The organism is Mesorhizobium sp. BR1-1-13 (assembly GCF_020165515.1).
Lineage (GTDB): Bacteria > Pseudomonadota > Alphaproteobacteria > Rhizobiales > Rhizobiaceae > Mesorhizobium.
Map to the genome: position 1 here is coordinate 39,692 of NZ_JAIUIH010000013.1, position 23,303 is coordinate 62,994.

The 23,303-nt window shown below is 65.2% G+C and carries 27 protein-coding genes; 13 read left to right on the top strand and 14 right to left on the bottom strand.

Going from position 1 to position 23,303, the window contains the following annotated elements; genetic code table 11:
- Positions 1 to 169: 169 nt before the first annotated feature.
- Positions 170 to 1,411 carry a DNA polymerase IV gene (gene dinB / locus LB533_RS24830; RefSeq protein ID WP_224678380.1) on the bottom strand — a complete coding sequence of 414 codons (1,242 nt, stop codon included), beginning with the start codon at positions 1,409 to 1,411 and terminating at the stop codon, positions 170 to 172.
- A gap of 142 nt (positions 1,412 to 1,553) precedes the next feature.
- Here dinB and LB533_RS24835 point away from each other — a divergent pair, with 142 nt between their 5' ends.
- Complete coding sequence (locus LB533_RS24835) at positions 1,554 to 1,790, top strand: hypothetical protein (protein WP_140552234.1); 237 nt, start codon at positions 1,554 to 1,556, stop codon at positions 1,788 to 1,790.
- Between the two features lie 139 nt (positions 1,791 to 1,929).
- On the opposite strand, the gene LB533_RS24840 is transcribed toward LB533_RS24835, so the two are convergent.
- Positions 1,930 to 2,346, bottom strand: a complete 417-nt coding sequence (locus LB533_RS24840; protein WP_140642831.1) for a winged helix-turn-helix transcriptional regulator — start codon at positions 2,344 to 2,346, stop codon at positions 1,930 to 1,932.
- Positions 2,347 to 2,487: 141 nt separating this feature from the next.
- On the opposite strand from LB533_RS24840, the gene LB533_RS24845 reads away from it, so the two are divergent.
- Both LB533_RS24845 and LB533_RS24850 read left to right on the top strand, forming a co-directional pair.
- A complete protein-coding gene (locus LB533_RS24845; protein WP_224678381.1) occupies positions 2,488 to 3,075 on the top strand; it encodes a dihydrofolate reductase family protein in 588 nt (195 codons plus the stop codon).
- 128 nt (positions 3,076 to 3,203) lie between these two features.
- A complete protein-coding gene (locus LB533_RS24850) occupies positions 3,204 to 4,085 on the top strand; it encodes an SDR family oxidoreductase (RefSeq protein WP_224678382.1) in 882 nt (293 codons plus the stop codon).
- 372 nt (positions 4,086 to 4,457) lie between these two features.
- Here LB533_RS24850 and LB533_RS24855 read toward each other — a convergent pair whose 3' ends face one another.
- The 4 genes from LB533_RS24855 to ada form a co-directional block, all read right to left on the bottom strand.
- Positions 4,458 to 5,201, bottom strand: coding sequence for a 2OG-Fe(II) oxygenase (locus LB533_RS24855; protein WP_140642837.1), 744 nt, complete (start codon positions 5,199 to 5,201; stop codon positions 4,458 to 4,460).
- Positions 5,198 to 5,752 carry a methylated-DNA--[protein]-cysteine S-methyltransferase gene (locus tag LB533_RS24860; protein ID WP_224678383.1) on the bottom strand — a complete coding sequence of 185 codons (555 nt, stop codon included), beginning with the start codon at positions 5,750 to 5,752 and terminating at the stop codon, positions 5,198 to 5,200. Before LB533_RS24860 ends, LB533_RS24855 begins: the two co-directional genes overlap by 4 nt.
- A gap of 135 nt (positions 5,753 to 5,887) precedes the next feature.
- Positions 5,888 to 6,118, bottom strand: a complete 231-nt coding sequence (locus LB533_RS24865; RefSeq protein ID WP_140642840.1) for a hypothetical protein — start codon at positions 6,116 to 6,118, stop codon at positions 5,888 to 5,890.
- A gap of 12 nt (positions 6,119 to 6,130) precedes the next feature.
- Positions 6,131 to 7,210 (bottom strand): bifunctional DNA-binding transcriptional regulator/O6-methylguanine-DNA methyltransferase Ada, encoded by a 1,080-nt coding sequence (gene ada / locus LB533_RS24870; RefSeq protein ID WP_140642906.1) that lies wholly within the window; start codon positions 7,208 to 7,210, stop codon positions 6,131 to 6,133.
- A 116-nt stretch (positions 7,211 to 7,326) separates the two neighbouring features.
- On the opposite strand from ada, the gene LB533_RS24875 reads away from it, so the two are divergent.
- Complete coding sequence (locus tag LB533_RS24875) at positions 7,327 to 7,623, top strand: type II toxin-antitoxin system HigB family toxin (protein ID WP_140642908.1); 297 nt, start codon at positions 7,327 to 7,329, stop codon at positions 7,621 to 7,623.
- Positions 7,623 to 8,021 (top strand): type II toxin-antitoxin system HigA family antitoxin, encoded by a 399-nt coding sequence (locus LB533_RS24880; protein ID WP_140642841.1) that lies wholly within the window; start codon positions 7,623 to 7,625, stop codon positions 8,019 to 8,021. Before LB533_RS24875 ends, LB533_RS24880 begins: the two co-directional genes overlap by 1 nt.
- 14 nt (positions 8,022 to 8,035) lie before the next feature.
- Here the strand turns inward: LB533_RS24880 and LB533_RS24885 are convergent, their stop codons facing one another.
- Positions 8,036 to 8,728 (bottom strand): winged helix-turn-helix transcriptional regulator, encoded by a 693-nt coding sequence (locus LB533_RS24885; protein WP_140642843.1) that lies wholly within the window; start codon positions 8,726 to 8,728, stop codon positions 8,036 to 8,038.
- Between the two features lie 177 nt (positions 8,729 to 8,905).
- Between LB533_RS24885 and LB533_RS24890 the strand changes: the two genes are divergently transcribed.
- Positions 8,906 to 9,232, top strand: a complete 327-nt coding sequence (locus LB533_RS24890) for a DUF1330 domain-containing protein (protein ID WP_140642845.1) — start codon at positions 8,906 to 8,908, stop codon at positions 9,230 to 9,232.
- Positions 9,233 to 9,388: 156 nt separating this feature from the next.
- On the opposite strand, the gene LB533_RS24895 is transcribed toward LB533_RS24890, so the two are convergent.
- Entirely contained in the window at positions 9,389 to 9,838 is a 450-nt protein-coding gene (locus LB533_RS24895; protein WP_140642846.1) for an ester cyclase, read from the bottom strand.
- A 217-nt stretch (positions 9,839 to 10,055) separates the two neighbouring features.
- On the opposite strand from LB533_RS24895, the gene LB533_RS24900 reads away from it, so the two are divergent.
- Positions 10,056 to 12,152 carry an EAL domain-containing protein gene (locus LB533_RS24900; RefSeq protein ID WP_224678384.1) on the top strand — a complete coding sequence of 699 codons (2,097 nt, stop codon included), beginning with the start codon at positions 10,056 to 10,058 and terminating at the stop codon, positions 12,150 to 12,152.
- A gap of 120 nt (positions 12,153 to 12,272) precedes the next feature.
- On the opposite strand, the gene LB533_RS24905 is transcribed toward LB533_RS24900, so the two are convergent.
- A complete protein-coding gene (locus LB533_RS24905) occupies positions 12,273 to 12,470 on the bottom strand; it encodes a hypothetical protein (RefSeq protein WP_181165267.1) in 198 nt (65 codons plus the stop codon).
- A 205-nt stretch (positions 12,471 to 12,675) separates the two neighbouring features.
- On the opposite strand from LB533_RS24905, the gene LB533_RS24910 reads away from it, so the two are divergent.
- The gene (locus LB533_RS24910) at positions 12,676 to 13,395 is read left to right on the top strand and encodes a 3-keto-5-aminohexanoate cleavage protein (protein ID WP_224678385.1); all 720 of its coding nucleotides are present in this window, start codon (positions 12,676 to 12,678) and stop codon (positions 13,393 to 13,395) included.
- Positions 13,396 to 13,543: 148 nt separating this feature from the next.
- Complete coding sequence (locus LB533_RS24915) at positions 13,544 to 14,098, top strand: cytochrome b (RefSeq protein ID WP_224678386.1); 555 nt, start codon at positions 13,544 to 13,546, stop codon at positions 14,096 to 14,098.
- Here the strand turns inward: LB533_RS24915 and LB533_RS24920 are convergent.
- The 3 genes from LB533_RS24920 to LB533_RS24930 all read right to left on the bottom strand — a co-directional run bounded on the left by LB533_RS24920 (position 14,061) and on the right by LB533_RS24930 (position 18,213).
- Positions 14,061 to 15,182, bottom strand: coding sequence for a serine hydrolase domain-containing protein (locus tag LB533_RS24920; RefSeq protein WP_224678387.1), 1,122 nt, complete (start codon positions 15,180 to 15,182; stop codon positions 14,061 to 14,063). The genes LB533_RS24915 and LB533_RS24920 overlap by 38 nt on opposite strands.
- Positions 15,183 to 15,424: 242 nt before the next feature.
- Positions 15,425 to 17,029 carry an ABC transporter substrate-binding protein gene (locus LB533_RS24925; protein ID WP_224678388.1) on the bottom strand — a complete coding sequence of 535 codons (1,605 nt, stop codon included), beginning with the start codon at positions 17,027 to 17,029 and terminating at the stop codon, positions 15,425 to 15,427.
- Positions 17,030 to 17,079: 50 nt separating this feature from the next.
- A complete protein-coding gene (locus LB533_RS24930) occupies positions 17,080 to 18,213 on the bottom strand; it encodes an NAD(P)/FAD-dependent oxidoreductase (protein WP_224678389.1) in 1,134 nt (377 codons plus the stop codon).
- Between the two features lie 132 nt (positions 18,214 to 18,345).
- Here LB533_RS24930 and LB533_RS24935 point away from each other — a divergent pair, with 132 nt between their 5' ends.
- Entirely contained in the window at positions 18,346 to 18,963 is a 618-nt protein-coding gene (locus tag LB533_RS24935) for a helix-turn-helix domain-containing protein (protein ID WP_140642857.1), read from the top strand.
- Between the two features lie 55 nt (positions 18,964 to 19,018).
- On the opposite strand, the gene LB533_RS24940 is transcribed toward LB533_RS24935, so the two are convergent.
- Positions 19,019 to 20,014 (bottom strand): ornithine cyclodeaminase family protein, encoded by a 996-nt coding sequence (locus LB533_RS24940; protein WP_224678390.1) that lies wholly within the window; start codon positions 20,012 to 20,014, stop codon positions 19,019 to 19,021.
- A gap of 131 nt (positions 20,015 to 20,145) precedes the next feature.
- Between LB533_RS24940 and LB533_RS24945 the strand changes: the two genes are divergently transcribed.
- The 3 genes from LB533_RS24945 to LB533_RS24955 all read left to right on the top strand — a co-directional run bounded on the left by LB533_RS24945 (position 20,146) and on the right by LB533_RS24955 (position 22,592).
- Complete coding sequence (locus LB533_RS24945) at positions 20,146 to 20,613, top strand: Lrp/AsnC ligand binding domain-containing protein (RefSeq protein ID WP_140516010.1); 468 nt, start codon at positions 20,146 to 20,148, stop codon at positions 20,611 to 20,613.
- Positions 20,614 to 20,733: 120 nt separating this feature from the next.
- Positions 20,734 to 21,438 (top strand): SDR family oxidoreductase, encoded by a 705-nt coding sequence (locus LB533_RS24950; RefSeq protein ID WP_224678391.1) that lies wholly within the window; start codon positions 20,734 to 20,736, stop codon positions 21,436 to 21,438.
- A 95-nt stretch (positions 21,439 to 21,533) separates the two neighbouring features.
- A complete protein-coding gene (locus LB533_RS24955; protein WP_224678392.1) occupies positions 21,534 to 22,592 on the top strand; it encodes a Gfo/Idh/MocA family protein in 1,059 nt (352 codons plus the stop codon).
- 17 nt (positions 22,593 to 22,609) lie between these two features.
- Here the strand turns inward: LB533_RS24955 and LB533_RS24960 are convergent, their stop codons facing one another.
- Complete coding sequence (locus tag LB533_RS24960; protein ID WP_224678393.1) at positions 22,610 to 23,257, bottom strand: DUF922 domain-containing Zn-dependent protease; 648 nt, start codon at positions 23,255 to 23,257, stop codon at positions 22,610 to 22,612.
- Positions 23,258 to 23,303: the final 46 nt, after the last annotated feature.

The following is a 23,303-nucleotide window of genomic DNA, read 5'->3' on the forward strand; positions in this document are numbered from 1 at the left end:
GGACGCCATGGCGTCGCGCCGGCGGTGCAGCGATGCGACCGCCGTCGCAATGAAATTTTAGCCTCTCTGTGACGAGCGCGCTGCGCCAGTGCGATAGTATTTTTAACATCGCGGACCCCAGCGGTGCCGGACGGCGATGGAGCCACTCCTGGCATCTTACTCCAGCCGCTCACAACTCCTTCTGCGCCAATTCCCTGAATTCGTCGGGCACGGAGCGGGCGGCCTCCAGCGCCACGGTGCCGTAGCCGACGGCCTGTTTGCCAAAGCGCTCGCGGATCTTGTCGATGGCGCGGTCGGCGCCGAAGCGCGCGAGCCCCTTTTTGGTGCCGGGGCGGCGCTTTTCGTCGGCGAGGCCGAGCGGCAGTTCGAGCTGCAGCTCGGCGCTTTCCTCCAGATGCGAGACCGAGATCGCCAGCAGTGAAATCGTCCTGTCATGGGGATGGTCGGCGAGCACGCCGCGCACCAGGTCTATCGCGATCTCGGCCAGCATCACCGTCGCCGAGATCGGCTGGTCTGATGTGATCGAGCGGGTGACGGCGCTGAGGTCGGCGAAGCGCACGCGCACCGTCACCGTGCGGCCGGGGCGCGCCTTGGCGCGCAGCCGGCTGGCGACGCGGTCGGCCAGATGCAGCAGGACAGGGATGTAGACGCGTTCCAGTGCCGGCTTGCGGCCAAGCGCCGACTGGGCACCGGCCGAATGGGCGCGGCGATGTGTTTCCAACTTGCGCGGGTCGCGGTTCCACGACAGAGCGGCGAGCTTTTCGCCGGCGGCGGGGCCGAGCAGCCGCGCCAGCGCGCCGCTGTGCGTCCTGGCCAGTTCGCCGATGGTCTCGATGCCGATCTCGGCCAGCCGCGCCCTGGTCGCCGGGCCGACGCCCCACATCAGGGAGACCGGCAAATCGTGTAGGAAGGCGATCTCGGTGCCGGGCTCGACCACCACCAGTCCGTCGGGCTTGGCCACCTGCGAGGCGATCTTGGCCAGGTGCTTGGTGCGCGCCACGCCGATCGAGATCGGCAGGCCGAGTTCGCTTCGCACGCGTTGGCGAATGGTCGAGGCGATCTCCCGCGGCTGTCCGAACAGATGCGTGCAACCGGCGACATCGGCGAAGGCCTCGTCGATGGAAATGCGCTCGACCAGCGGCGTGAAATCGTCGAGCACCTTCATCGCGGCGTCGCCGAGCCGCTGGTAGTCGCGGAAATTGCCGCCGACGAAGATCAACTGCGGGCAGAGCTCGCGCGCCTTGCGCCCCGGCATGCCGCCGCGCACGCCGAAGGCCCGGGCCTCGTAGGAGGCGGCGAGCACGACGCCGCCGCCGACCGCGATCGGCTTGCCGCGCAGCGACGGATCGAGAAGCTGCTCGACCGAGGCATAGAAAGCGTCGAGATCGGCATGCAGGATGGTGGGCTCCATCCCCGGTTCCTCGCCACGTTGTAGAATATCGAACATAAAGAGAACAAACGTTGCTCTCTGTCAAGCGAGGTCGCGATCCGCCGGAACATTGTCGCTCACAATCGCGTTGACGGGCCGAAGGGCGCCGCGTGCGGAGGCTGGCATGGGCAACTTTGAAATGATCGATCTGGTTTGCGTCGTCAACGCCTGCTCGACCGACCGCGCCGCGGGGCGGCTGGTTTCGATGGCCAGGGCCGTGGAGGAATTGCGGGTGCTGACCGGCGATTTCGTCTCGGCCGACGAAACGGTCGCGAATGCGCTGAGTGAAGTCGCGCTGCAATGCGGCTGCGCCGTGCTGTTCGATGAGCAGGCGGGCGCCGACATATTGCGCACGCCATAGCTCGTCGCCGGCGTGGTGCAATGCATCACGCAACCGCTCCAATTGCTTGTTTTTGCGCTATTCCGGACAGAGGGCCGTCACACGCTTTCCAACGCGCGTATGCGTGTCGCTGTTCCCGAGTCCGCTTTGGCGACATCCACTAACCGAGATGCTCCGCCCGCAGCGCCTGCTTCAGGCGCTCCAGCGCCGGCTCGCCGCCGGCAGCGAGCGTATCGGCGATCCTAGCCAGATGATCGTCGGCCTTGCGGTGCTTGCTGCCCCAGGCGCCGAGCGCGGCCAGCACGGGCACAAGGTCGATGCCGGCCTCGGTCAGGCGATAGATCGCCTTCAGCCCGTGCGTGGGATCACCGCTGCGGGTGAGGATGCCTTCGTCCTGCAATGTCTGGAGGCGCTCGGCCAGCGTGCGCGAGGAGATGCCCTCATCGGATTGCAGGAATTCGCGAAAGTGCTTTTTTCCGGCGAAGACCAGATCGCGGATGATGAGCAGCGTCCAGCGGTCGCCGAGCAGTTCGAGCGACAGGTTGATGGGGCAGCCGGACCGGTCCCGTGTCGACATGTATATGGTTCCGTTTTTAAATCGCTTTACTATTGACATCATTTTCATCTCAGGTCAATAGTTCCAAATGTAAATCATCGGCAGCCGTGCCAGCCGGGCGGGTAAAATGAGCCGCTCGGCCCTTTGACCGGGAGAACCATGATGAAAAAGCTGATCCTCCAGATGCAGATGTCGGTCGACGGTTTTGTCGGCGCCGACGCGGATCATCGCTGGCAGCTCTGGGAATGGGGCGACGACAGCGCCTGGGACGAGGAGCTGAAACGGGATTTCAACGCCGTCTTCGCCGGCATCGATACCATCCTCTTGAGCCGCAAGATGGCCGAGGAAGGGTACCTCACCCATTGGGGCAATGCGGCGAAGAGATATCCGCGCGACCCGTTTTACGCTTTCGCCCAGCGCATCGTCGAGGCGAAGAAGGTGGTGCCGAGCGACAGGCTCAAGGCCTCGCGATGGGAGCGCACGACAGTGGTCAGCGGCGACCTGCCGCGGGAGGTCGGCGCGCTTAAGGCCGGCGAGGGCGGCGACATCGCGGTGTTCGGCGGCGCCGGCTTCGCCTCGGCGCTGATCGCGGCCGGGCTGGTCGACGAGTTCCAACTGTTCATCAACCCCGCGGTGCTTGGCGCCGGACGCCGCATCTTCGACCAAGGCGGGTTCCGGACATTGGGGCTGCTCGGCTCGAAATCCTATGCCTGCGGCATGGTGGTGAGCCGATACGCGCCAGCGGGGTGACAGGGTGGCGTAAGCCCTGCGCCGCCAAAAAGACGTGCGGATGGAATCCTTTGCCCGGCTCTCTTCGTCTTCAGCGTGCGGTCGCCGGTAGGGCGGCTCGCATCAACGCTGAACGGAGAGACAAGACCATGATCCTGGTTACAGGTGCCACGGGCCTGAACGGAACGGCCATCATGCGCGAATTCGCGAGGCACAAACATGCGGCGAGGGCGCTGCTGCGCGATCCCGCGCGGGCCTCGGCGTCAGGGCTGGACCGACTTGCCGGCGTCGAACTGGTCGAAGGCGACATGCGCCGGGCCGAAACGCTTGGCCCCGCGCTCGACGGCGTCGAGCGCGTGCTGATGATTTCGACCGCAGCCGAGGATATGACGGAGACGCAGTGTCGTTTCATCGACGCCTGCAGAAAGGCCGGCGTCGCGCATGTGGTGAAGTTTTCCGGCGCGGAATCCAACATCGGCTATGACGCGACGAAATTCCGCTTCACTCGCATGCATGAGGAAATCGAGCGCTATCTGGAAGGCGCCGGCATGGTCTGGACGCATTTGCGCCCCAGCCAATTCATGCAGGTCTATCTGCGCGATGCGCCGACCATCGCCGCCGAGGGCGCTTTTTACCTCGCGCTCGGCGAGACCGAACTGTCGCCGGTCGATGTCGAGGACATAGCCAAGGTGGCGTTCCGGCTGTTGCGCGATGGCGGACACGCCGACGAGCGGCTCGAGATGACGGGGCCGGAGGCGCTGACCATGAGCGACATCGCGGCACGGATATCGCAGGCGACCGGCAAGCCGATCCGCTATGTCGACATCAGCCCGGAGCAGCGGCGGTGCAATCTTTTGGCGGCCGGCATTCCAACCGAGTTCGCCGATGCGCTGGATGAGCAGTTGGCCGAGCGGCGGCGGCGGCCGAAATCGCGGGTGCATCTGGCCACGCATGAGATGTTCGGCGTGCGCCCGACGCCCTTCCTCGAATTCGCCCGGCGCCACGTGGCGATGTTCAGCGGCGCGGCTTGAGCCGCCCGGCAAAAAACATCGCCGTCAGGTATCCTTTTTGGCCGCTCGTCCGTCTCTGCTTCCGATGGCCGCGCACCGCGCGACCTGCAACCGGCAAGAAGACCATCATGGCGAGCGCCGAGCGAGGCAAACAAGAACCACTGCGCGGCGCTTGCCGCCAATGCCGGCAAGCGGACCAGTCCGCAGGTGCGGCCGGGTGCGATCCGCGCGGAGTTGGTGCTGGTGCTGGAAAGGCCGCATGGCGACGTCTGGCGGCCCGCACATCTGGTGCGGATCCATGCCGATGGCGGAGTGATCGACGGCATCGGCAAGCATTATGCCTGTCCGTGGATAATGGAGATGATATCCGCCGATACGGCTCCCCGACCGGGCTCACTTCGCATCATGAAAAATAATGCCCGCCGTGTGCCGCATGCCCGAGCGTAGGCGGCTGACGCCGTGGCGCAAATTGACCCGGTAATTGCCCTTGGTGCCCTGCACCGGCCGGTTGTGGACGGCGAAGGCGACGGCATCGCCCTGGCGCAAGGGCACCACTTCCACCCGGCTCTGCATGCGCGGTCGCTGTTCGGTCAGGGCGAACTCGCCGCCGGTGAAATCCTCGCCGGGTTCTGAAAGCAGAATCGCCACCTGCAGCGGAAAGGCGAGGTCGCCATAGAGGTCCTGGTGCAGGCAGTTGAAGTCGCCGGGCACGTATTGCAGCAGAAGCGGCGTCGGCCTGACCTGGCCGGCGGCGTGGCACTGTTCGAGAAAGGCGGCATGCGTTTCGGGATAGCGCATGGCGATGCCCATGCGCTCGTTCCACCGGTTGGCGACCTCGGCGAGCCTGGGATAGAGCGCCGTGCGCAGCCCGCCGATCAGGTCCGGCAAGGGGTAGCGGAAATAGCGGTATTCGCCCTTGCCGAAGCCGTGCCTGGCCATGTGGACATGACTGCGGAAATGCTGTTCGTCCGAATAGAGCCCGGCGATCTGCCGGCACTCCTGCGGCGTGAGCAGCTTTTCCATCACCGCACAGCCGAAGCCGTCGAGTTCGGCGGCTAGGGCTGGCCAGTCGTAAGTAGCAACGCGTCCCTCGGCGGCTTTCACCACCGATGCCGCAACCTTGGCTTGGGCATTCATATCGCGGCCTCCCTGTCGAGCAGGGCGCGCTTGCGCTCAGTGCCCCAGCGGTAGCCGGAGGGCGTGCCATCGGCGCGGACGACGCGGTGGCAGGGAATGCCGAGCGCGATCGCGTTGGCGGCGCAGGCGGTCGCCACGGCGCGGGCGCCGTTCGATTGGCCGAGGCGTTGAGCTAGGGCGATATAAGTGATCGTGGCACCGCACGGAATCGCGCGCAGCATCTCCCAGACCCGCTGCTGGAACGGTGTGCCGTGGCTGATGTCGAGCGGCAGCTCGAGACCGGCGGCGGGCGTTTCGATGAAGCGTGCTATCGCCGCGAGATCGTGTTGCAAGGCGGTCTCGTCCTCGACCAGCATCCTACCGGGGAAGCGGCTGGCGAGGTCCTGCTCCAGCGCCTCGGCGTCGGAGCCGATCAGAATGGCGCAGACGCCGATATGGCTGCGCGCCGCCAGGATGTTGCCGATCGCGGATTGGCCGATGGCATAGGCGATGGTGCCGAGGGCGGCAGCGTTGGAGGCTGTTGCCGGGATATTGGCTTGCATGAGGTTCATTGTTTTCACTCCTTGATCTGTGCCTGAACCTACAGCGATGGTTCGCCGCGCTCACTCCGGTGCTTGCTTTCAAATTCAAATCCAGGATCTGAACGGCGAAAGTCGGCGGGGCGCGGCGTAGAGCGCTGAGTGTACTCAGGCGACACGGGTGACCGCGACCTCGCCCAGCAGGAACACCTCGCCTGATTCCAGCCTCAGTTCGATCTCACCGGTCGCCGTGCGGCTCCACTCGGCCTTGCTCCCATCGACAAGTCTGCCGATGGCTGCCATCACCAGCGACTTGGCATCTTCGGCGCGTCTGACGGCGGCGCCGTTGGGGAGCTGGATGTTCGCACCGGTAGTGGAAGACCTTGCCGTCGCGCGCATTGCCGGTCCTCCTCAGGCCTCGCGGCCGAGCAGCGCGCGCTTGCGCTCGGCGCCCCAGGCGTAGCCGGACAGGGCGCCGTCCTTGCGGATCACGCGGTGGCAGGGAATGGCGACCGCGAGCGCGTTGGCGGCGCAGGCGCCGGCAACGGCGCGGATCGCTTTCGGCGCACCGATGCGCCCTGCTATCTCGGCATAGGAGACGGTGCGGCCGGCCGGGATATCGCGCAGGGCCTGCCAGACCCGCTGCCGGAACGCGGTGCCGCGCAGGTCCAGCGGCAGGTCGAGACCGAGCCTTGGAGCCTCGACGAAGCCGACGACGCGGGCGACGAGCGCCTCATAGTCGCGGTCGGCGCCGATCAGGCGCGCCTTGGGGAAACGGTCCTGCAGGTCGCGCACCAGCGCGTCCGGTTCGTCGCCGAGCAGGATCGCGGCGACGCCCTTCCTGCTCGACGCGACAAGGATGGCGCCGAGCGAGCATTCGCCGACGGCGAAGCGGATCTCCTCGCTGGCGCCGCCGGCACGGTAACGCGTCGGCGTCATCCCGAGCATGCCGGTCGACTTCTCATAGAAGCGGCCGCTCGAATTGAAGCCGGCATCGTAGATCGCCATTGTCACGCTGGCGCCGTCTTCCAGGCCCCGGCGCACCCTTTCGGCGCGCCGGGCGGCCGCGTAGTCCTTCGGCGTCAGGCCGGTAACGGCCTTGAAGGTGCGGTGGAAATAGCCGGCGCTGCGGCCGGCGGCGGCGGCCAGTTCACCGAGCGACGGTTCTTCCTCGCTCTGTTCGATCCTGCGGCAGGCCTCGGCCACCATCGCGGCGTTGCCAGCCTCGAGCGAAGGTCCGTCGGGATTGCAGCGCCGGCAGGCGCGAAAGCCGGTCGCCCTGGCCTCGTCCAGAGTGTCGTGGAGCTGCACGTTCTTCGGGTTGGCGCGCCGCGACGGGCAGGAGGGCCGGCAATAGACGCCGGTCGTGGCCACCGAATACCAGAAGCTGCCATCAGCCGATTTGTCGCGCGCCACGACTTGCGTCCAGCGCGGATCGTCGGCCACCGGCAGCGGCGCGGGTTTGAGATTCTTGGCAAGGGTGATGAACATGCCGGCATTGAAGCCGCAGACGACCCGCGTCGCCACCCGTTTCCTGCCAGGGACCTTGATTTCCCAATTTGGGAAATTCCCCTTGTTCCCATTTTGGGAAATTGCTATATTTGGCCATGCAGATCATCGCCAGGAAGGCGCTGAAGGACTTTTGGGCCAAACACAATCAAGCCGAAACTCCTTTGACGGCTTGGTATGTGGCGGTGAGCAATGCTGATTGGAAGGCCCCGGCCGACATCAAGGATATGTTTGGAGCGACGGTCGATTTCGTCGGCGACAATCGCGTTATTTTCGACATCGGAGGCAACAAGTACCGCCTGGTTGTCCATGTCGCCTACAAGTTTCACCGGGTTCTGATCAAATTCGTCGGGACACACAAAGAATATGACAAGATTGATCCGGAGAAGGTGTGATGGAAAACATTCGACCCCTTAAGACCGAAGCCGATTACGATTGGGCGATTGCCGAAATCACCCAATATTTCGAGAACGAGCCGGAAATCGGCTCTCCCGATGGCGACCGATTTGATGTTCTCGCGACCCTGATCGAGGCCTATGAAGACAAGCACTATCCCATTGAAGCACCCGATCCCGTTGAAGCAATTCAGTCCCACATGGAGTTGTTCAACTTGTCGCGAAAGGCTCTGGCCGAGGTGATCGGATCATCACCGCGGGCAACGGAGGTGCTGAACAGGAAGCGGGCCTTGACCCTGGACATGGTCTTCAAACTGAACAAGGAATGGAACATTCCCGCCGAAATCCTCGTGAAACCCTATCATCTTGCAAATGATGGGGGTCGAAAGCGCGCCTAACGGGCTCCAGACTCCTACGCCGCCCGCTTGGGCTCGACCGCGAACGGGCTCAGCCCTAGCCATGTTTGCATCTTCCTTGCGATGTGCTGATCTCCGGTCAAGGCGACCTTTGCACCTGCCTTCTCGACCGTGATCAATCCCATCCAGATCGCCGTCATCGTGTGCAGGTCGGTCGAGACATAGAGATCGACGTCGAAGCCTGGATCGTACCAGCACAGATCGACCTCCCCATGCTTTTCGACGATCAGCCACCACGACCGTTTGGACGCCGGCAGGTCCTGGTACAGGAATTGTATCACGGTGCGCCCCTCGGGCAGCGGCGAAGGGTTCAGGTTGCGCCGCATGTCCCACATCAGCAGCGACGGATCGAGGTTCTTGAGAGACAGCCGGGACTCGACCCATTTCTGTCCCCAAAAGCCCATCGCCTCGACGACGGGGCGCAAATCCCGGCCGGCCTCCGTCAGCCGGTATTCGAAGATGCCCTTCTCGCCCGGAATCCCCTTGCGCTCGACGATCCCCGCGAGCTCGAGCTCCTTCAGCCGTTGCGACAGAAGGGTGGGCGACATTTTGGGGACGCCGCGGCGCAGGTCGTTGAAGCGGGTCGAACCCGCCACCAATTCGCGCATCAGCACCATCGTCCAGCGGGTGCACAGCACCTCGGCGGCCATCGATAGTGGGCAGAACTGCTTGTATCCGTGCTGGGCCATGATCCGACGTCCTCCCTCGAAACTGGCCTGAACATTAGACTTTCATGAAGGAAGCGGCCAGTACGGAAACTGTACCGGCCCGGTACAGATCGCGGACTGGCTGGCGCCGGCCCTGCCATGCGAGCCCTTTGACCGGCCGCGGGGATCTCCCCTGTGCGCCGTAACAGGGAGACGACCATGACCACATATGTCATCGCAGACATCAAGGTGAAGAACCCGCAGTGGATGCCGGCCTACGCCGCATCGGTGCACGACCTCGTCCACAAGCATGGCGGCAGGTATCTGTCGCGCAGCGGCAATGTGAAGACGCTTGAAGGCAAGCCGCTCGACACCACGCTGATCGCGCTGATGGCGTTCCCGTCGGAAGCGGCGGCGCGCGCCTTCGCCAACGATCCGGCCTACGCGCCCTTCGTCTCGGCCCGTCAGGATGGCAGCGATAGCCGCTTCCAGATGATCGACAACACCGACCTGGCGGGGACGATCCCGTATCTGCCGAAGGGATGAACCTTCCCTCCATGGGCCTGGAAGGGCAATCCGACCGGCATCTTCGCCGACATGAACCCGAAAGTCTCGTGCGAACACGCGGTGGCGCCCAGCCAATAGTCAACGAGGCCAGGCGGCGAGGGCCGCCTGGCCGAACGATCGTTCCGCGTGGCTGCCCTATGCGGCCTTGATCAGGCCGAGCTGGGTCAACGCCGCGACGCCGTCGTCGAGGCCGATCTCCTCGACGATCCTGCCGTCGATCACCTTCAGCACCGTGGTGCCGGTGAAGCGCATGGTGCGGCCGGTGGCGGCGGGCAGCGAACCGACGAGGAAATCGCTGAAGGCCGGGCCGGTATGCGTGCCGCCGCCTTCCCACTGGCCGACGACATAGTCGCCCTCGGCGATGAGGTCGGCGGTGGCCCAGAAGTTGAGATCCGGGAAGGCGGCGCGGAAATCGGTCATGAAGGCCTTGATGTCCTCGCGGCCGCGGCGCGGTTCATGCAGCGAATATTTGAGCAGCATGTCGGGCGCGGCGATGGCGTCGACGACGGAAAGATCGCAGGTTTCACCCCAGAAATCGGTGAACCATCTGACGACGACGGCCTTGTTGTCTTCCTGTTTGGTCATGGGGAAAGTCCTCTTCCTGTTTGCACGAGATCACCAGGACGGGTGGCGACCCCGCGCAACCACTAGGAGGATCGGCGGGCGGGCAAACTCCGCTTCTTGCCCGCCAATCGAAAGTCGGGGCCGCAAGCAAGGAACGCGGCGGAGCCACCGGCGTGGTAACGCTTTCTTCTCTGGTTTTGCCGCAGATTGCCCCGGGCGGGGTTGGACGAAACGGAAGATGGCGGGTCAGGACAAGAAAAGCCGTGATGGAACGTTCTGGGAGAAGGCCCTGGAGCGCGCCCAACTTGGCGTCTGGGATTGGGACCTTCGGACAGGCGAGTGTTTCTATTCCGCCACCTGGGCGCGGATGCTGGGCTATGACGAGGACGAGCTCGCCAACAGCAGCGACCTCTGGCTGCGGCTTACCCATCCCGACGATCGCGAGCAGGCGCTGGCCAGCGGCGACCGTCACATCGCCGGCCTGACCGACACCATCGAGACCGAGCTCAGGCTCCGGCACAAGCAAGGCCACTGGGTCTGGGTGCTCGACCGCGGCGGCATCGTCGAACGCGACGGCGACGGCCAACCGATCCGGCTGATGGGCGTGCAGACCGATATTTCGAAACAGAAGGCGGCAGAGGCCGCGCTGGAACAGGTCAACATCCGCTTCCGCCTGGCGCTCGCGGCCAGCGGCACCGGCATCTGGCACTACGACATCGCCACCAACAAAAGCTATTGGGATTTCCGCACCAGGGAAATTTTCGGCCTTGTAGCCGTTACCGACGAGGTGACCGCCGACCTATGGCACAGTTACCTGCATCCCGACGACAAGCAAGCGGCCGAACGCGCCCACAGGGCGCCGCTGGAAACCGACGGCGTCATTGCCGCGCAATATCGCATCATCAGGCGCGACGGCGATATCCGCCATGTCGAATCGCTGGTGCGTTTCGTGGCTGCCGCCGGTGCCGCCGGCCAGATCCTCGGCACGGTGCGCGACATCACCGAGGATAAGCTGCGCGAACAGGAACTGGCCTATGCCGCCCGCCACGACGCGCTGACCGGCCTGTGGAACCGCGCCGCCTTCGACAGGCTGCTTGGCGAGCATATTGCGGTGGGGGCGCCGCTGGCGGTGTTCTATGTCGATCTCGATTACTTCAAGGCGCTCAATGACTTCGCCGGGCATGCCGCCGGCGATCTGGCGCTGAAGAGCGTTGCCGGGGGCATACGCGGCTGCCTGCCGTCGTCGGCGCATGCGGCGCGCCTGGGCGGTGACGAGTTCGCGCTGCTGGTGCCGCATTGCGACGCGATGCAGGCCGAACGGATCGCCGGCGCCGTGCTTGGGGCGGTGCGCGAGGCCGACCTCGGCCCGGCCGCGTCATCGCGCCGACTGGCGGCCTCGATCGGCATCGCCTTCATCGATGACGCCACGACCTCCGTGGCCGATGCGCTGGCTTGCGCAGACGACGCCTGCTACGCGGCCAAGGCGGCGGGGCGCAACCGCTTCGCGGTGTTCTCGGCCGCGGCGCGATCGGGGGCCGCCGGCCTCAATGCGGCGCGCATCGCAGCCGACACCGTCGATGCCATGGACGACGGGCGGCTGAAACTGTTCGGCCAGGAAATCCATCTCCTGGGAAAGCCATGGCAAGAGTGCCGGCACGTCGAAGTGCTGGCAAGGCTCGCCGCGCGCAACGGGCGGCTGGTGCCGCCGAGCGAATTCATCCCGGTGGCCGAGCGTTTCGGCATCGCCTCGAAACTCGACCGGTGGATCATCCGCACGGCGCTGGTGCGGCACGGGCCGGCGCTGCGTGCCGGGGCGCTGACGCTCGGCTTCAACCTGTCGGCTCAGACATTGAGCGATCCGGGGCTGTGGAATTTCGTCGACAACACCATCGAGGAAACCGGAGCGCCGCATTCCGGCATCGGATTCGAGATCACCGAAACCGCGGCCGTCACCAATTTCGACGCCGCCGAGGACTTCGTGCGCAAGGCGCGCGAGCGGCGCTGTCGGGTGAGCCTCGACGATTTCGGCGCCGGCATGAGCTCGTTCGAGTATCTCAGGCGCTTTCCCGTCGATGCGATCAAGATCGACGGCTCGTTCATCGAACATATCACCGACAGCCGCTTCGACCGCGAGATCGTGCTGGCGATGACCGGCATTGCCAGGAGCCTCGACTTCGCCGTGGTGGGCGAGAAGATCGAACGGCACGATACGCTTGCGATGCTCCAGGACATGGGCGTCGCCTACGGCCAGGGCTTCTTTCTGCATCGTCCCGAGCCGCTGGAGGCGATCGTTTCGCGCGCGACGGCCGGGACGCCGGACAGGCGGCGCGCCTGAAGCGGCACGCCGCCCGCCAGAATCGCCGAGCCACGCCAACACTCCATTAGGCAATCCCGAGAGCTGTTGAGCACGGCTCCTGGAACTGCTCCGGGCGATCGGCCGGGCGCGGCGGAACGATCACTGGCGGTCGGCGAACCGTGCCGATCGCGGAAACTCCAACACCTCTGCCTCCGATCGCCTGTGCTGCGCCTCCGCGACCGCTTCGATCAGCAGGTCGAGGGCTTCGCATGCCGAGCGGCTTGTCTCGTCATCGCCGCGCAAATAGTGGTAGGCGCGCTCGAGATGCACCCGGGCGGCTGAAAAATCGCTGGTCAATGATCCCTCCATTACCTCGCCCTAATATATCTTGGCGGGTCCGGCGGAACGCAGGGTAAATATCCACAGGCGGATTTTATTCAAATGCCGGGGGATTCCGGCAAGAAGGGCGAGGCCGGCGCTGTCAGGAGAGACAACGCCCAACTCTTTGCCATGCCTTGCCACGCAGCTAGAATGCTACCTCCCTTGTCCGAGGATGGCAGCCATGATCGTCCAGGCCTGCATCAATGGCGCACGACCGCGCGATTTTCATCCGAAATTGCCGCTGACGGCGCAGGCGATGGCGAGCGATGCGGCCGCTTGCGTCGCCGCGGGCGCGGCCGAGCTGCACATCCATCCACGCGGCGCGGACGGGCGCGAGAGCCTGGCCGCCGTGGACGCGACCGTGCTGGCGGTGCGTCGGGCCTGTCCCGGCACGCTGATCGGCGTGTCGACAGGCGCCTGGATCGAGAATGACGTCGAGCGCACCCGCGCGGCGATCGCCGGCTGGCGCGAACTGCCCGATTATGCCTCGGTCAATCTTTCGGAGGCAGATGCCCCCGACGTCATGGAGCTGTTGCGCCAGCGTGGCGTCGGCGTCGAGGCCGGGCTTGCCACCGTCGCCGATGCCGGCCGCTTCATCGGCCTCGCCGATCACAACCGGGTGCTGCGCATCCTGATCGAGATCGACATACAGGAATTGCCCGCCGCACTCGCCGAGGCGCACGGCATCGCCGCTCTGCTCGAACGCGCCGGGCTGCGACGGCCGGTCCTGCTGCATGGCGTCGACGCCACGGTCTGGCCGTTCGTGGGGCTGGCGCGTCGAAGGCGCTGGTCGACGCGGGTCGGACTGGAAGACGGCAGGACGCTTCCCGATGGAAAGGTGGCGCAGGACAATGCGGAGATCGTTTCGGCGGCGGCGGCGGTGTTTTGGTCGAAAACCTGAAGGGTCTCAAGCGCCTTGGCTGTGCAGCCGGTGCGACAAGCCGACCCGACCTGCTCCGCCATAAATCGTTCTCACTCGAGGCGCAGCTAAATAAAGGCAAATTCGGCCGGGCGCGGGGAGCCTTGTGCAACTGCCGCGGAGTTCCTGCATGTCACTGTCCGGTACCACAACTCGCTACGGAAGCCTTGCCCAGGCATTCCACTGGTTGACGGCACTGCTCGTGCTCATCGCCTTCCTGGTCTCGGCAGGCGGCCCTCCTACGCGCGTTTATTCAGCGCCCAGGGCCTCGATGCTGCTGCTTCATGAATCGCTCGGCTTCGCGGTTTTCTGGCTGCTGGTGATCCGCCTGGCCTGGCGGCTGTTCGATCGCATTCCCGACGCTCCGTCCATGCCCGCCTGGATGTATGTCGGGTCGAAGGCGGTACATTGGGCGCTCTACGCGTTGATGTTCGCTGTGCCGGTGACCGCCATGCTCGGAGCATGGTTTGGCGGCCATCCGGTCATGGTGTACGGCTTCGGTCCGATCGGTCCGCTTTTCGCCCCATGGGACGTCGGCGCTTCGCTGGCGGAAATCCACGGCACGCTTGGGGACATCCTCGTGTGGCTGGCCGGCCTGCACGCCGCGACGGCCGTCTTCCACCACGTTCTTCTGCGAGATCGCGTGCTCAGCCAGATGCTGCCCGGCTTGGCTGCTCCAGAATGATCCGGATCGCCTGATCCACCACGGGATGCAGGCCGCTGGCCTGGAAGGACAGGCGGTTGCCGGAGCCGACATTGCTGGTCATGGCGATGGTAAGACCGGTCGCCGGATCATGCAGCATGACCGCGACATAGCCCGGGATGCTGCCTTGGTGGCCGTAGAAGGCGCGGTCGGCATAGGCGCTCTGGAACATGCCGGCGCCCGTCTCGCGCATGCGGGTGCCCGGGAAGCTCGCCGGCACGCGGTGTTCGAACATCTCGGCGAAGAAGGGCGGCGACAAGAGCTTGCCGGAGAAAAGGCCGCGCATGAAGCTCACCATGTCGGATGGCGTCGACACCATGTCGCCGCAGCCATAGGCGGCGCCGAACGGGAAGGAATCGGAAGAATCCTGCAATTCGCCGGAGTAGGGCAGCACGCCGTCCATGCGCCACATCTCGCCGCCGGAAGCGATGTCTGTCGGCGCGCCCGGCGCCGGCGGCGGCCGGTGATAGTAGCCGCGCACCATCGACTTTTCCGGAAATGCTTCGGTGGCCGGCGACCAGGTGTTTTCCAGGGCGAGCGGCTGCAGGATCGCGCTTCTGACATAGGCGCCGAGCGACTGGCCGGTGACGGCCTCGATCACCATGCCGGCCAGCACGTAGCCGGTGTTGTTGTAGACAGCGGGTCCGCCCGATGCCTTCTGCTTGTCGGAGGCGAAGGCGATGTCGACCAGCTGCTGCGGCGTCCATTGCCGGCCCGGATCCATCGGAATGTAATATTCGAATTCCGGCAGGCCGCTGCGATGGTTGATCAGCTGTCGCACCGAAATATTCCCCGCACCCGGCAGATCCGGGAACCAGGAGGAGATCGGCGCGCCGAGCTCGAGCTTGCCGGTCTCGGCGAGCTTGACCAGGGCGGCGGCGACGAAGGTCTTGGTGCAGCTGCCGATCTTGAACAGCTGGTCTGATCTAACTGATGTGCCATGCGCACGATCGGCGAGGCCCGCGGTGAGGGCGATCGGCGAGGCGCCTGTCGAATAGGCCAGCGAGGCACCCACCGCGCCGTCGGCGAGGTAGCTGTTGAGGAGGGAGGTCAGGTCTTTCGGCATCGATGGTCTCGCTTTTTTTGGGGCAAAGGATCTTCGCAAAATCGGCTGGCGTTGTGGCTTAGGAGAGGCCCCCTCATCCGGCCCTTCGGGCCACCTTCTCCCCGTGGGGGAGAAGAGGGGGCCATGCTTTGTCAGCTTCTTCCGACTCCGCTGTTGAAAGAGGGGCCGACGCTGAAAATCTCTTCTCCCCACCGGGGAGAAGGTGGCCGCGTAGCGGCCGGATGAGGGGGCGGCGCCTGCCCTCACTCAGCCACATCGACCGCGGCGAAATTCTGCCGGCCGAAGGGGTCGAGCACGTAGTTGAGCACGCTCTTGCGGATCGGGATCGCCACCATCGAATGGGCGATCGGCGCCACCGGCACCTCGGCCTTCAGGATCGCCTGCGCCTTCCCGTAGATCGCGGCGCGCTCTTTCGGGTCGGCGGCGACGCGGCCTTCATCCAGCAGCTTCTCGAAATCCTTGTCGCACCAGCGCGAGCGGTTGGAGCCGCCCTTCACGCCGTCGCAGGACAAGAGATAGCTCAGCATGTTGTCGGGATCGCCATTGTCGCTGCTGCCGCCGAGCAGGAAAGCGTCCTGCTCGCCCGCGGCGGTGCGCTTGAGATATTCGCCCCATTCGAAGCTGACGATCTCGGACTGCACGCCGACCTTCGCCCAGTCGGCCTGGATCATCTCGGCCATGCGCTTGGCGTTGGGGTTGTAGGGGCGCGACACCGGCATCGCCCAGAGGCTGATCTTGAGGCCGCTTTCGTGGCCTGCTTCCTTCAGCAGTTTCCTCGCGCCGTCGGGATCATAGTCGATGCCGGCATCGGTGACGGCGCCGAGCTGCGCCGGCGGCACGACGCTTCCGGCAACCGTGCCGGCGCCGGCATAGACGGCATCGACAATCGCCTTGCGGTCGACGGCCTTGGCGAGCGCGGTGCGCACGCGGACATCGCCGAGCGGCTGATGCTCGACGTTGAAGCCGAGGATGCCGATGTTCTGGCCCTTGAGGTCGAGGACCGTAATGTCTGGATCGGCGCGCAGTTCGGCGACGGCACTTGGCGGAGGCGGGGCCGCCACCTGGCATTCATTGGCCTTGAGGCGCTCGACGCGTGTGGTCGGCTCGGGCGTGACGGCGAAGACCAGCGAGTCGATCTTCGGCGCGCCGCGCCAGTAGTCCTTGTTGGCGGCGTAGCGGACCTGGCTGTCGGGCACATAGGCATCGAGCACGAACGGGCCGGTGCCGACCGGCTGGCTGTCGATCAGCTCCGGCGTGCCGGCGGCCACCATCTTTTCGGTCTGCTCCAGCGACAAGATCGAGAGGTAGTCGAGCGCCAGTCCGGCCAGGAAGGTGACGTTGGCCGCCGTCAGCGTGAAGCGCACGGTGTGGTCGTCGACCTTGTCAATCTTGTCGATCAAGGTGCCCATGCCCAGCGCGTTGAAGTATTCGTAAGCGCCGCCGCCGAGCTTGTGATAGGGATTGTTGGCGTCGCGCTGGCGATTGAACGTGTAAAGGACGTCGTCCGCGTTGAACTCGCGCGTCGGCGTGAAATGCTCGCTCGACTGGAATTTCACGCCTTGGCGCAGGTGGAATGTATAGGTCTTGCCGTCCGGCGAAACATCCCAGCTCTCGGCCAGCGCCGGTCCGACTTCGGTCGTGCCCGGCTTGAACTCGACCAGCCGGTTGAAGATCGTCTTGGCGGCGGCATCCATGGTGGAGTCGGCGATGCCGATCGCCGGGTTGAAGGTTTCGGGATTGGCCTCCGAGCAATAGACGAGCGTCTTGGCATGAGCCTGCCCGCCGAGAAGGACGGACGAGGCCAGAAGGGTCGAGCCAAGCACTGTGCGCAGAACGGTGGATTTCATCGCAAACGCTCCTGATGACACTTTTTCTGGTTGAGGGAAGGGCATGAACTTCATGGCGTCGCCGCCGGGGCCAGGAAGCGGTCGGGCGCCAACGCCGCGGCGGTGACGCCAAGTGCTGCGACATCGTCGGGCAAGGGTTGGCCGCGCATCAGCGCCGAGCCGAGCCGCGCCAATGTCAGCGACACCTGGAAACCGTAGCCGCCCTGGCCGCCGAGCCAGAAGAAGCCGGGCAGGCGCGGGTCGAAGCCGGCGACCGGCGTGCGGTCGGGCGCGAAGGTGCGCAGGCCGGCCCAGGGCGTCGACGGGCGGCCGATGCGCATGGACGTTGCCTGCTCGATGCGGTCGACGGCTATAGCGACGTCGATGTCTTCCGGCCAGGCGTCGCAAGGCTCGGAATCGGTTTCGTCGGCCAGCGAGCCGATCAGCCTGCCGGCGTCTGGCTTGAAGTAGAATTGTTCGTGCAGATCGACCACCAGCGGCCAGCCGGCAATGTCGACGCCCGCGGGCGGATCGAACAGGAAGGCGGTGCGCCGCTTGGGCTGGAAGCCGAGGCCGGTGAGCCCCGCCAGGCCGGCCACGACGTCGACCCAGGCGCCGGCGGCGTTGACGACGATGTCGGCGGGATAGGCGCCGGCACTGGTGGCGACGCGCAGGCCGTTGCCGGTGTGCACGATCTCGCGCACCTCTTCGCCCGTGCGCATGATGCCGCCCTTGGCCTTCAGTGCCGAAGCGCAGGCCGCAAGCATCTTGCCGGTATCGACGTCCACCGCACCCGGTTCATAGACGCCGCCGCATGTGGTTTGCGAATCGATGACGGGAACCAGCGCCTGCAGCTCAGCGGCGGAAAGGCGGCGTACGCTCGGCACCATGGCCTGCAATTCGTCTCCCAGCCGGTCGACGGCCGCGCCGTCAGCGGCGCGGCCGACATGCAGCGCGCCACGTTGATGCGCGACGAAGCCGCCGTCGAAGAGCGCCCGGCGGCTCGCCAGCGTCAGCGCTCGCACCACGCGGTTGCCATAAGTCTCGGTGAACAGGGCAGCCGAGCGGCCGCTGGCATGATAGCCGGGCTGGCTCTCGCGCTCGATCAGGGTGACCTCAGCCCAGTCCGCCACCTCGGCGGCAAGCGAGAGGCCGGCAATGCCGCCGCCGATGACGACGATTTTCGGGAGGGAATTCGACTGCATCGATCAGTCGTAAAAATAATTTCTTATCCAGTCAATATTTAGCGTATAAGAAAATTGTTGGCATTGTTGATGGCGGCGGGGAGTTCAATTACCTAGGGATGGAGCGGCGCGATCCCGCGGCATGGAGCTGATATGTCGGAGCAACCGAACCTGGGTGATTGCCTGCGCGGCTTGAGGAAGACGCATGGCTGGACCTTGCAGGAGGTGAGCAGGCTCACCGGTGTCGCAGTGTCGACACTGTCCAAGGTCGAGAACGACCAGATGTCGCTAAGTTACGACAAGCTGCTGCAGATCTGCGAAGGGCTCGGCATCCATGTAACGGAACTGCTCAGCGGCGACCGCAAGCAGGCGGCGTCGCGCACCCGCCGCTCCGTGACGTCACCGTCCAACACACTGCGCCAGCTGACCCGCAATTACGACTACCGTTATCTGGCCACCGACCTGGTGCGCAAGCGCATGGTGCCGATCCACGCCTATGCGCGCGCGCGTACGCCGCAGGAGTTCGGCCCCCTGACGAAACATGCCGGCGAGGAATTTTTGATCGTGCTCAAGGGCGAGATCGAGCTGCACACCGACCAATACGCGCCGGTGCGGCTGAAACAGGGCGACAGCGTCTACATCGATTCCACCATGGGCCACGCCTACCTGTCGGTGGGCGAGGGCGACGCCGAGATGCTGTGCGTCTGCTCCGGCGACGAACCCGACATGGAAGGCACGCTGCTGAGCGTGCTGGAGACGGTGGAGGGATAGCGGCGACAGGCTGCGGCGAAGCTGCACGACCTTCTCCCTCCTTGGCCGCAGACCGCTACAGCGAAACGGTTCGCCCCAATCCCCGCCGCACCGCCTCGCGATAGGCGAGGTCGGCTGCCACCATGTCCTCCATGGCCACGCCCATGGCCTTGTAGATGGTGATCTGTTCGGCGCTGACCCGCCCTGGCCTGAGCCCCAGCAGCATCTCGCCGAGTTCGGTTCCGGTTTGCGGATCGAGGCCGTCAAGTTCGCAAGAGCCGACCGGAGTAGGGGCGAAGGCATCGGCCGTCTCGACGAACAGACTGCCCCTGCCGATAAGCGAAACAGGCAATTCGCCGCCGGGCGGGGCGACGCCGACCGACGAGACATGGGTGCCCGGCCGCACCCAGTCGGCCGAGATCACCGGCTCGTAGGAGTGCGTTGCCAGGCAGACGACATCCGATGAGCGTATCGCGGCCTCGAGATCGCTGACGGCGACGACGCCGACATGCCGGGCGGCAAGGGCTTGCGCATCGGCGAATTCCTTCGAGACCACGCGGATCTCGGCGAAGTCGCGCACCAGCGGCAGGAGATTGAGGTGTTGGCCGGCCTGCACGCCGGCGCCGACCACGGTCGCGATCCTTGCGTCGGGGCGGGCGAGTTCGCGCACCGAAAGCACGGCTGAGCCGGAAGTGCGAACGGCGGTGATGTAGGTGCCGTCCATGACACAGACCGGCATGCCCGTCGCAGGGTCGAACAGATGGATGGTGGCGAGGTGGCTTGGGATGCCGCCGGCGATATTGCCCTCGAACACGTTGACGATCTTCACCGTCAGATGCATGCCCGCCATCCAGGCGGGCATCGCCAGCGAATAGCCGGCCTGCGGAATGTCGAGCTGCGGCCGGGCCGGATTGACGACCTTGCCGCCAGACAGCGCCTTGAAGCCGCTGGCCAGCGCGTCGAGAAGCTGGCGAAGGTCGAGGCATGTCTTCACCTCGGCCTCGCTCAGGATGAGCACCGGCGTGTCGCCCTTGGCCTGGGCGCTGCGGGAGATCGATAGGGCTGTCGTCATGGGATACGCTTTCGTTGGTGGCGGGAGTGCACCGCAACGGTATTGCGATCCATGGGCGTGATGAAATATGCTGTTTTGGCTATTTCGGCGTGATTATCACGTTTGCCCCCGTTCAGAAGTGTGAATCTGACATGGACGATCTCGACCGCATCGACCGCTCGCTGCTGCGCTTGTTGCAGGAGGATGGCCGCCGCACGACGCTCGATCTGGCCCGCCGCGTCGGCCTGTCGCCGACGGGAGCGGCGCAGCGCGTCAAGCGGCTGTTCGCCGAAGGGTTCATCCGCGCGGTGCGAGCCGTTCTCGACCCGGCCAGGATCGGGCAGGCACAGCTCGTCTTCATCGAGGTGCGGCTCGACCACACGGCGCCGCATGTCTTCGACCGCTTCGCCGAAGCTGTGTTGCGTGCGCCCGAGATCATCGAGTGCCATATGGTGGTTGGTGGTTTCGACTATCTGGTCAAGGCGCGGATCGCCGATATGGCGATGTTCCAGGATTTCCTGCAGCGGGTCATCCTGCCGCTGCCCGGCGTTCGGGAAACGCACACCTACGCCTCGATCGCCAATGTGAAGCCGGATGCTTTGCTGCCCGTCGCTCCTTGAAGCCGAGTGTGTTCGCATTTTCTGCAGGTCGGTTCAGCCTTTCTGGTTCGAAGCGGCCGACGAAACCGGCTATATGACCGCTGAACCGCAACTCCCGCCAACCCTTGAGAGGAAAACCCAATGAGTTCAGAAAAAGTGGCTGTCATCGTGGCCGGCGGCAGCGGCATGGGGGCGGCGGCGGCGAAGCGGCTGGCGGCGGACGGGTTCAAGGTCGCCATCCTGTCTTCATCCGGCAAGGGCGAGGCGCTGGCCAAGGAGCTGGGCGGCATCGGCGTCACCGGCTCCAACCAGTCGAACGAGGATCTGCGGCGCCTCGCCGACCTGACGCTGGAGCGCTATGGCCGCATCGACGTTCTGGTCAACAGCGGCGGCCACGGGCCGCGCGCGCCGATCCTGGAGATCACGGACGAACAGTGGCACACCGGCATGGACGTCTACCTGCTCAACGTCATCCGGCCGGTGCGCATCGTGGCGCCGCAGATGGTCAAGCAGAAGGGCGGCGCCATCATCAACATCTCGACCGCCTGGGTGGTGGAGCCGAGCCCGATGTTCCCGACCTCGGCCGTGTTCCGCGCCGGCCTCGCCGCCTACACCAAGATCTTCGCCAACACTTATGCAGCGGACAATGTGCGCATGAACAATGTGCTGCCCGGCTGGATCGACAGCCTGCCGGCGACGGAAGAACGCCGCGACTCGGTGCCGATGCAGCGCTACGGCACGTCGGAGGAGATCGCCGCGACCATCGCCTTCCTGGCGTCGGACGGCGCCGGCTACATCACCGGCCAGAACATCCGCGTCGACGGCGGGATCATTCGCGCTATTTGAGGCGCGGGCCGGGAGGGGAGGCCTGTCCGACGCGCGCCGCGGAGGGGATCCGGCATCCCGCCTGGCGCGACGACATCTCACACCAAGGAGGAAAAATGCGGCTTCTGATACTTGGCACCGGCTGGATGGCGCAGGAACATGCACGGCAATTCAGCGCCATCGGTGGCGTCGACATTGTCGGGGCCGTCGACCTCGATCCGGCGCGCGTCGGCGAATTCGCCGACGGCTTCAACATCCCCAACCGCTTCACCGCGCTGGAGGAGGCGCTGCAATGGGGCGCTTTCGACGCCGTGGCCAATGTCACGCCGGACCGCATCCACCACCCGACCACCATGAAGCTGATTGCCGCCGGCAAGCCGGTGCTGTGCGAGAAGCCGCTGGCCGAGAATTTCGGCAAGGCGATCGAGATGGCCGAGGCCGCCGAGAAGGCCGGCATCGTCAACATGGTGAACCTCACCTACCGCAATGTCGCGGCGCTGCAGAAGGCACGCCGGATGGTGCAGGCCGGCGAGATCGGCACGGTCCGGCATGTCGAGGCGTCTTATCTGCAGAGTTGGCTGGTGTCGAAATTCTGGGGCGACTGGCGCAGCGACCCGAAATGGCTGTGGCGCCTGTCGCGCGGCCACGGCTCCAACGGCGTGCTTGGCGATGTCGGGATCCACATCCTCGATTTCGCCAGCTATGGCGCGGCCCTCGGCATCGACCATGTGTTCTGCCGGCTGCGTTCCTTCGACAAGGCGCCCGGCAACCGCATCGGCGACTATGGGCTCGACGCCAATGACAGCTTCGCCATGACGGTGGATTTCTCCAACGGCGCCTTCGGCGTGGTGCATGCCAGCCGCTGGGCGACCGGCCATCTCAACGAATTGCGCCTGCGCATCTATGGCGACAGAGGCGGTCTCGAAGTGGTGCACAACCTCGACGGCTCGTCGCTCAAGGCCTGCCTCGGCGAAAATGTCGATGACGGGATATGGGAAGAGCTCGACGCCGGCACGGTGGCCACCAACTATCAGCGTTTCGCCGACGCGGTGCGGACCGGCGTGCAGGCCGAACCATCCTTCCGCCACGCCGCCGAACTGCAGAAGGTGCTGGATCTGGCCGTGGTGTCGGACGAGAAGCGGGCGGAGCTCGCGGCGAGCGCGCAGACGCGGTGAGGGTCGCGCCTTCCCTCTCAGGGACCGGTCACGAGGTCAAAAACCAGTTTTTGCAAATTGCCGCCATTGCCGAATTCGACGCGGTCGAAATCGCGGCTTGCCTGTCGCTGCGCCTGCGACAGTCCGGAGAGGCGCCTGGTCATCTCGGTCCGGATCTTGGCGCATTTGGGATCGTCGGCAACGCTGAGGCCGACGGTCGCCGCCTCGATCTTGCGCACCATGGCAATGATATCGGCGCCATGCACCTTCTCATGGGCGATGACGCCGGCGATGAAGCTGTCCCAGCTCTTCTGCACGGCCGGCGGCAGAGAGCCTGACGGCTTCGGCAAGGCATAGGTGATGATCAGCTTCGGCCTGGCCGATGCCAGCACGCAATCGCCGCCCTTGTTCTGGTAGTCCCTGGTCCAGGTCAGCTTGAAATTGGTATAGGCGATGGTGCGCGTCTTGGCGCCGCGGATCAGCGGTCCGTTCTCGCCGATCGACCGGTAGAGCTCCTGTCCGGTCCGGCCCGAGATAGCGTAGGGCTCGATCGTCTCGACCGGCTTCCATTGGGCATGGGCGGCAAGCGGCAAGACGAGCACCGCGACCAGCGACAGGCACAGACGAACACACGCTCTCAACACCGCTCTCCGCGAAACCAGGACCGGCGCCGACGCCAATGCCATCTGTGGCTTCCTATATGCTGCCGGCGGGTGCTGCAAATACCTTTGG

Coding starts and splice junctions, on each gene's coding strand:
- dinB (WP_224678380.1), bottom strand. CDS start 1,411: ATGGAGCCCACCATCCTGCATGCCGATCTCGACGCTTTCTATGCCTCG.
- LB533_RS24865 (WP_140642840.1), bottom strand. CDS start 6,118: ATGCGCGCGACGGCAAGGTCTTCCACTACCGGTGCGAACATCCAGCTC.
- LB533_RS24950 (WP_224678391.1), top strand. CDS start 20,734: ATGAGTTCAGAAAAAGTGGCTGTCATCGTGGCCGGCGGCAGCGGCATG.
- LB533_RS24850 (WP_224678382.1), top strand. CDS start 3,204: ATGATCCTGGTTACAGGTGCCACGGGCCTGAACGGAACGGCCATCATG.
- LB533_RS24885 (WP_140642843.1), bottom strand. CDS start 8,728: ATGGCCCAGCACGGATACAAGCAGTTCTGCCCACTATCGATGGCCGCC.
- LB533_RS24900 (WP_224678384.1), top strand. CDS start 10,056: ATGGCGGGTCAGGACAAGAAAAGCCGTGATGGAACGTTCTGGGAGAAG.
- LB533_RS24860 (WP_224678383.1), bottom strand. CDS start 5,752: ATGAACCTCATGCAAGCCAATATCCCGGCAACAGCCTCCAACGCTGCC.
- LB533_RS24940 (WP_224678390.1), bottom strand. CDS start 20,014: ATGACGACAGCCCTATCGATCTCCCGCAGCGCCCAGGCCAAGGGCGAC.
- LB533_RS24920 (WP_224678387.1), bottom strand. CDS start 15,182: ATGCCGAAAGACCTGACCTCCCTCCTCAACAGCTACCTCGCCGACGGC.
- LB533_RS24955 (WP_224678392.1), top strand. CDS start 21,534: ATGCGGCTTCTGATACTTGGCACCGGCTGGATGGCGCAGGAACATGCA.
- LB533_RS24895 (WP_140642846.1), bottom strand. CDS start 9,838: ATGACCAAACAGGAAGACAACAAGGCCGTCGTCGTCAGATGGTTCACC.
- LB533_RS24845 (WP_224678381.1), top strand. CDS start 2,488: ATGAAAAAGCTGATCCTCCAGATGCAGATGTCGGTCGACGGTTTTGTC.
- LB533_RS24840 (WP_140642831.1), bottom strand. CDS start 2,346: ATGTCGACACGGGACCGGTCCGGCTGCCCCATCAACCTGTCGCTCGAA.
- LB533_RS24890 (WP_140642845.1), top strand. CDS start 8,906: ATGACCACATATGTCATCGCAGACATCAAGGTGAAGAACCCGCAGTGG.
- LB533_RS24835 (WP_140552234.1), top strand. CDS start 1,554: ATGGGCAACTTTGAAATGATCGATCTGGTTTGCGTCGTCAACGCCTGC.
- LB533_RS24945 (WP_140516010.1), top strand. CDS start 20,146: ATGGACGATCTCGACCGCATCGACCGCTCGCTGCTGCGCTTGTTGCAG.
- LB533_RS24880 (WP_140642841.1), top strand. CDS start 7,623: ATGGAAAACATTCGACCCCTTAAGACCGAAGCCGATTACGATTGGGCG.
- LB533_RS24910 (WP_224678385.1), top strand. CDS start 12,676: ATGATCGTCCAGGCCTGCATCAATGGCGCACGACCGCGCGATTTTCAT.
- LB533_RS24875 (WP_140642908.1), top strand. CDS start 7,327: ATGCAGATCATCGCCAGGAAGGCGCTGAAGGACTTTTGGGCCAAACAC.
- LB533_RS24925 (WP_224678388.1), bottom strand. CDS start 17,029: ATGAAATCCACCGTTCTGCGCACAGTGCTTGGCTCGACCCTTCTGGCC.
- LB533_RS24915 (WP_224678386.1), top strand. CDS start 13,544: ATGTCACTGTCCGGTACCACAACTCGCTACGGAAGCCTTGCCCAGGCA.
- LB533_RS24960 (WP_224678393.1), bottom strand. CDS start 23,257: ATGGCATTGGCGTCGGCGCCGGTCCTGGTTTCGCGGAGAGCGGTGTTG.
- LB533_RS24855 (WP_140642837.1), bottom strand. CDS start 5,201: ATGAATGCCCAAGCCAAGGTTGCGGCATCGGTGGTGAAAGCCGCCGAG.
- LB533_RS24935 (WP_140642857.1), top strand. CDS start 18,346: ATGTCGGAGCAACCGAACCTGGGTGATTGCCTGCGCGGCTTGAGGAAG.
- LB533_RS24930 (WP_224678389.1), bottom strand. CDS start 18,213: ATGCAGTCGAATTCCCTCCCGAAAATCGTCGTCATCGGCGGCGGCATT.
- ada (WP_140642906.1), bottom strand. CDS start 7,210: ATGTTCATCACCCTTGCCAAGAATCTCAAACCCGCGCCGCTGCCGGTG.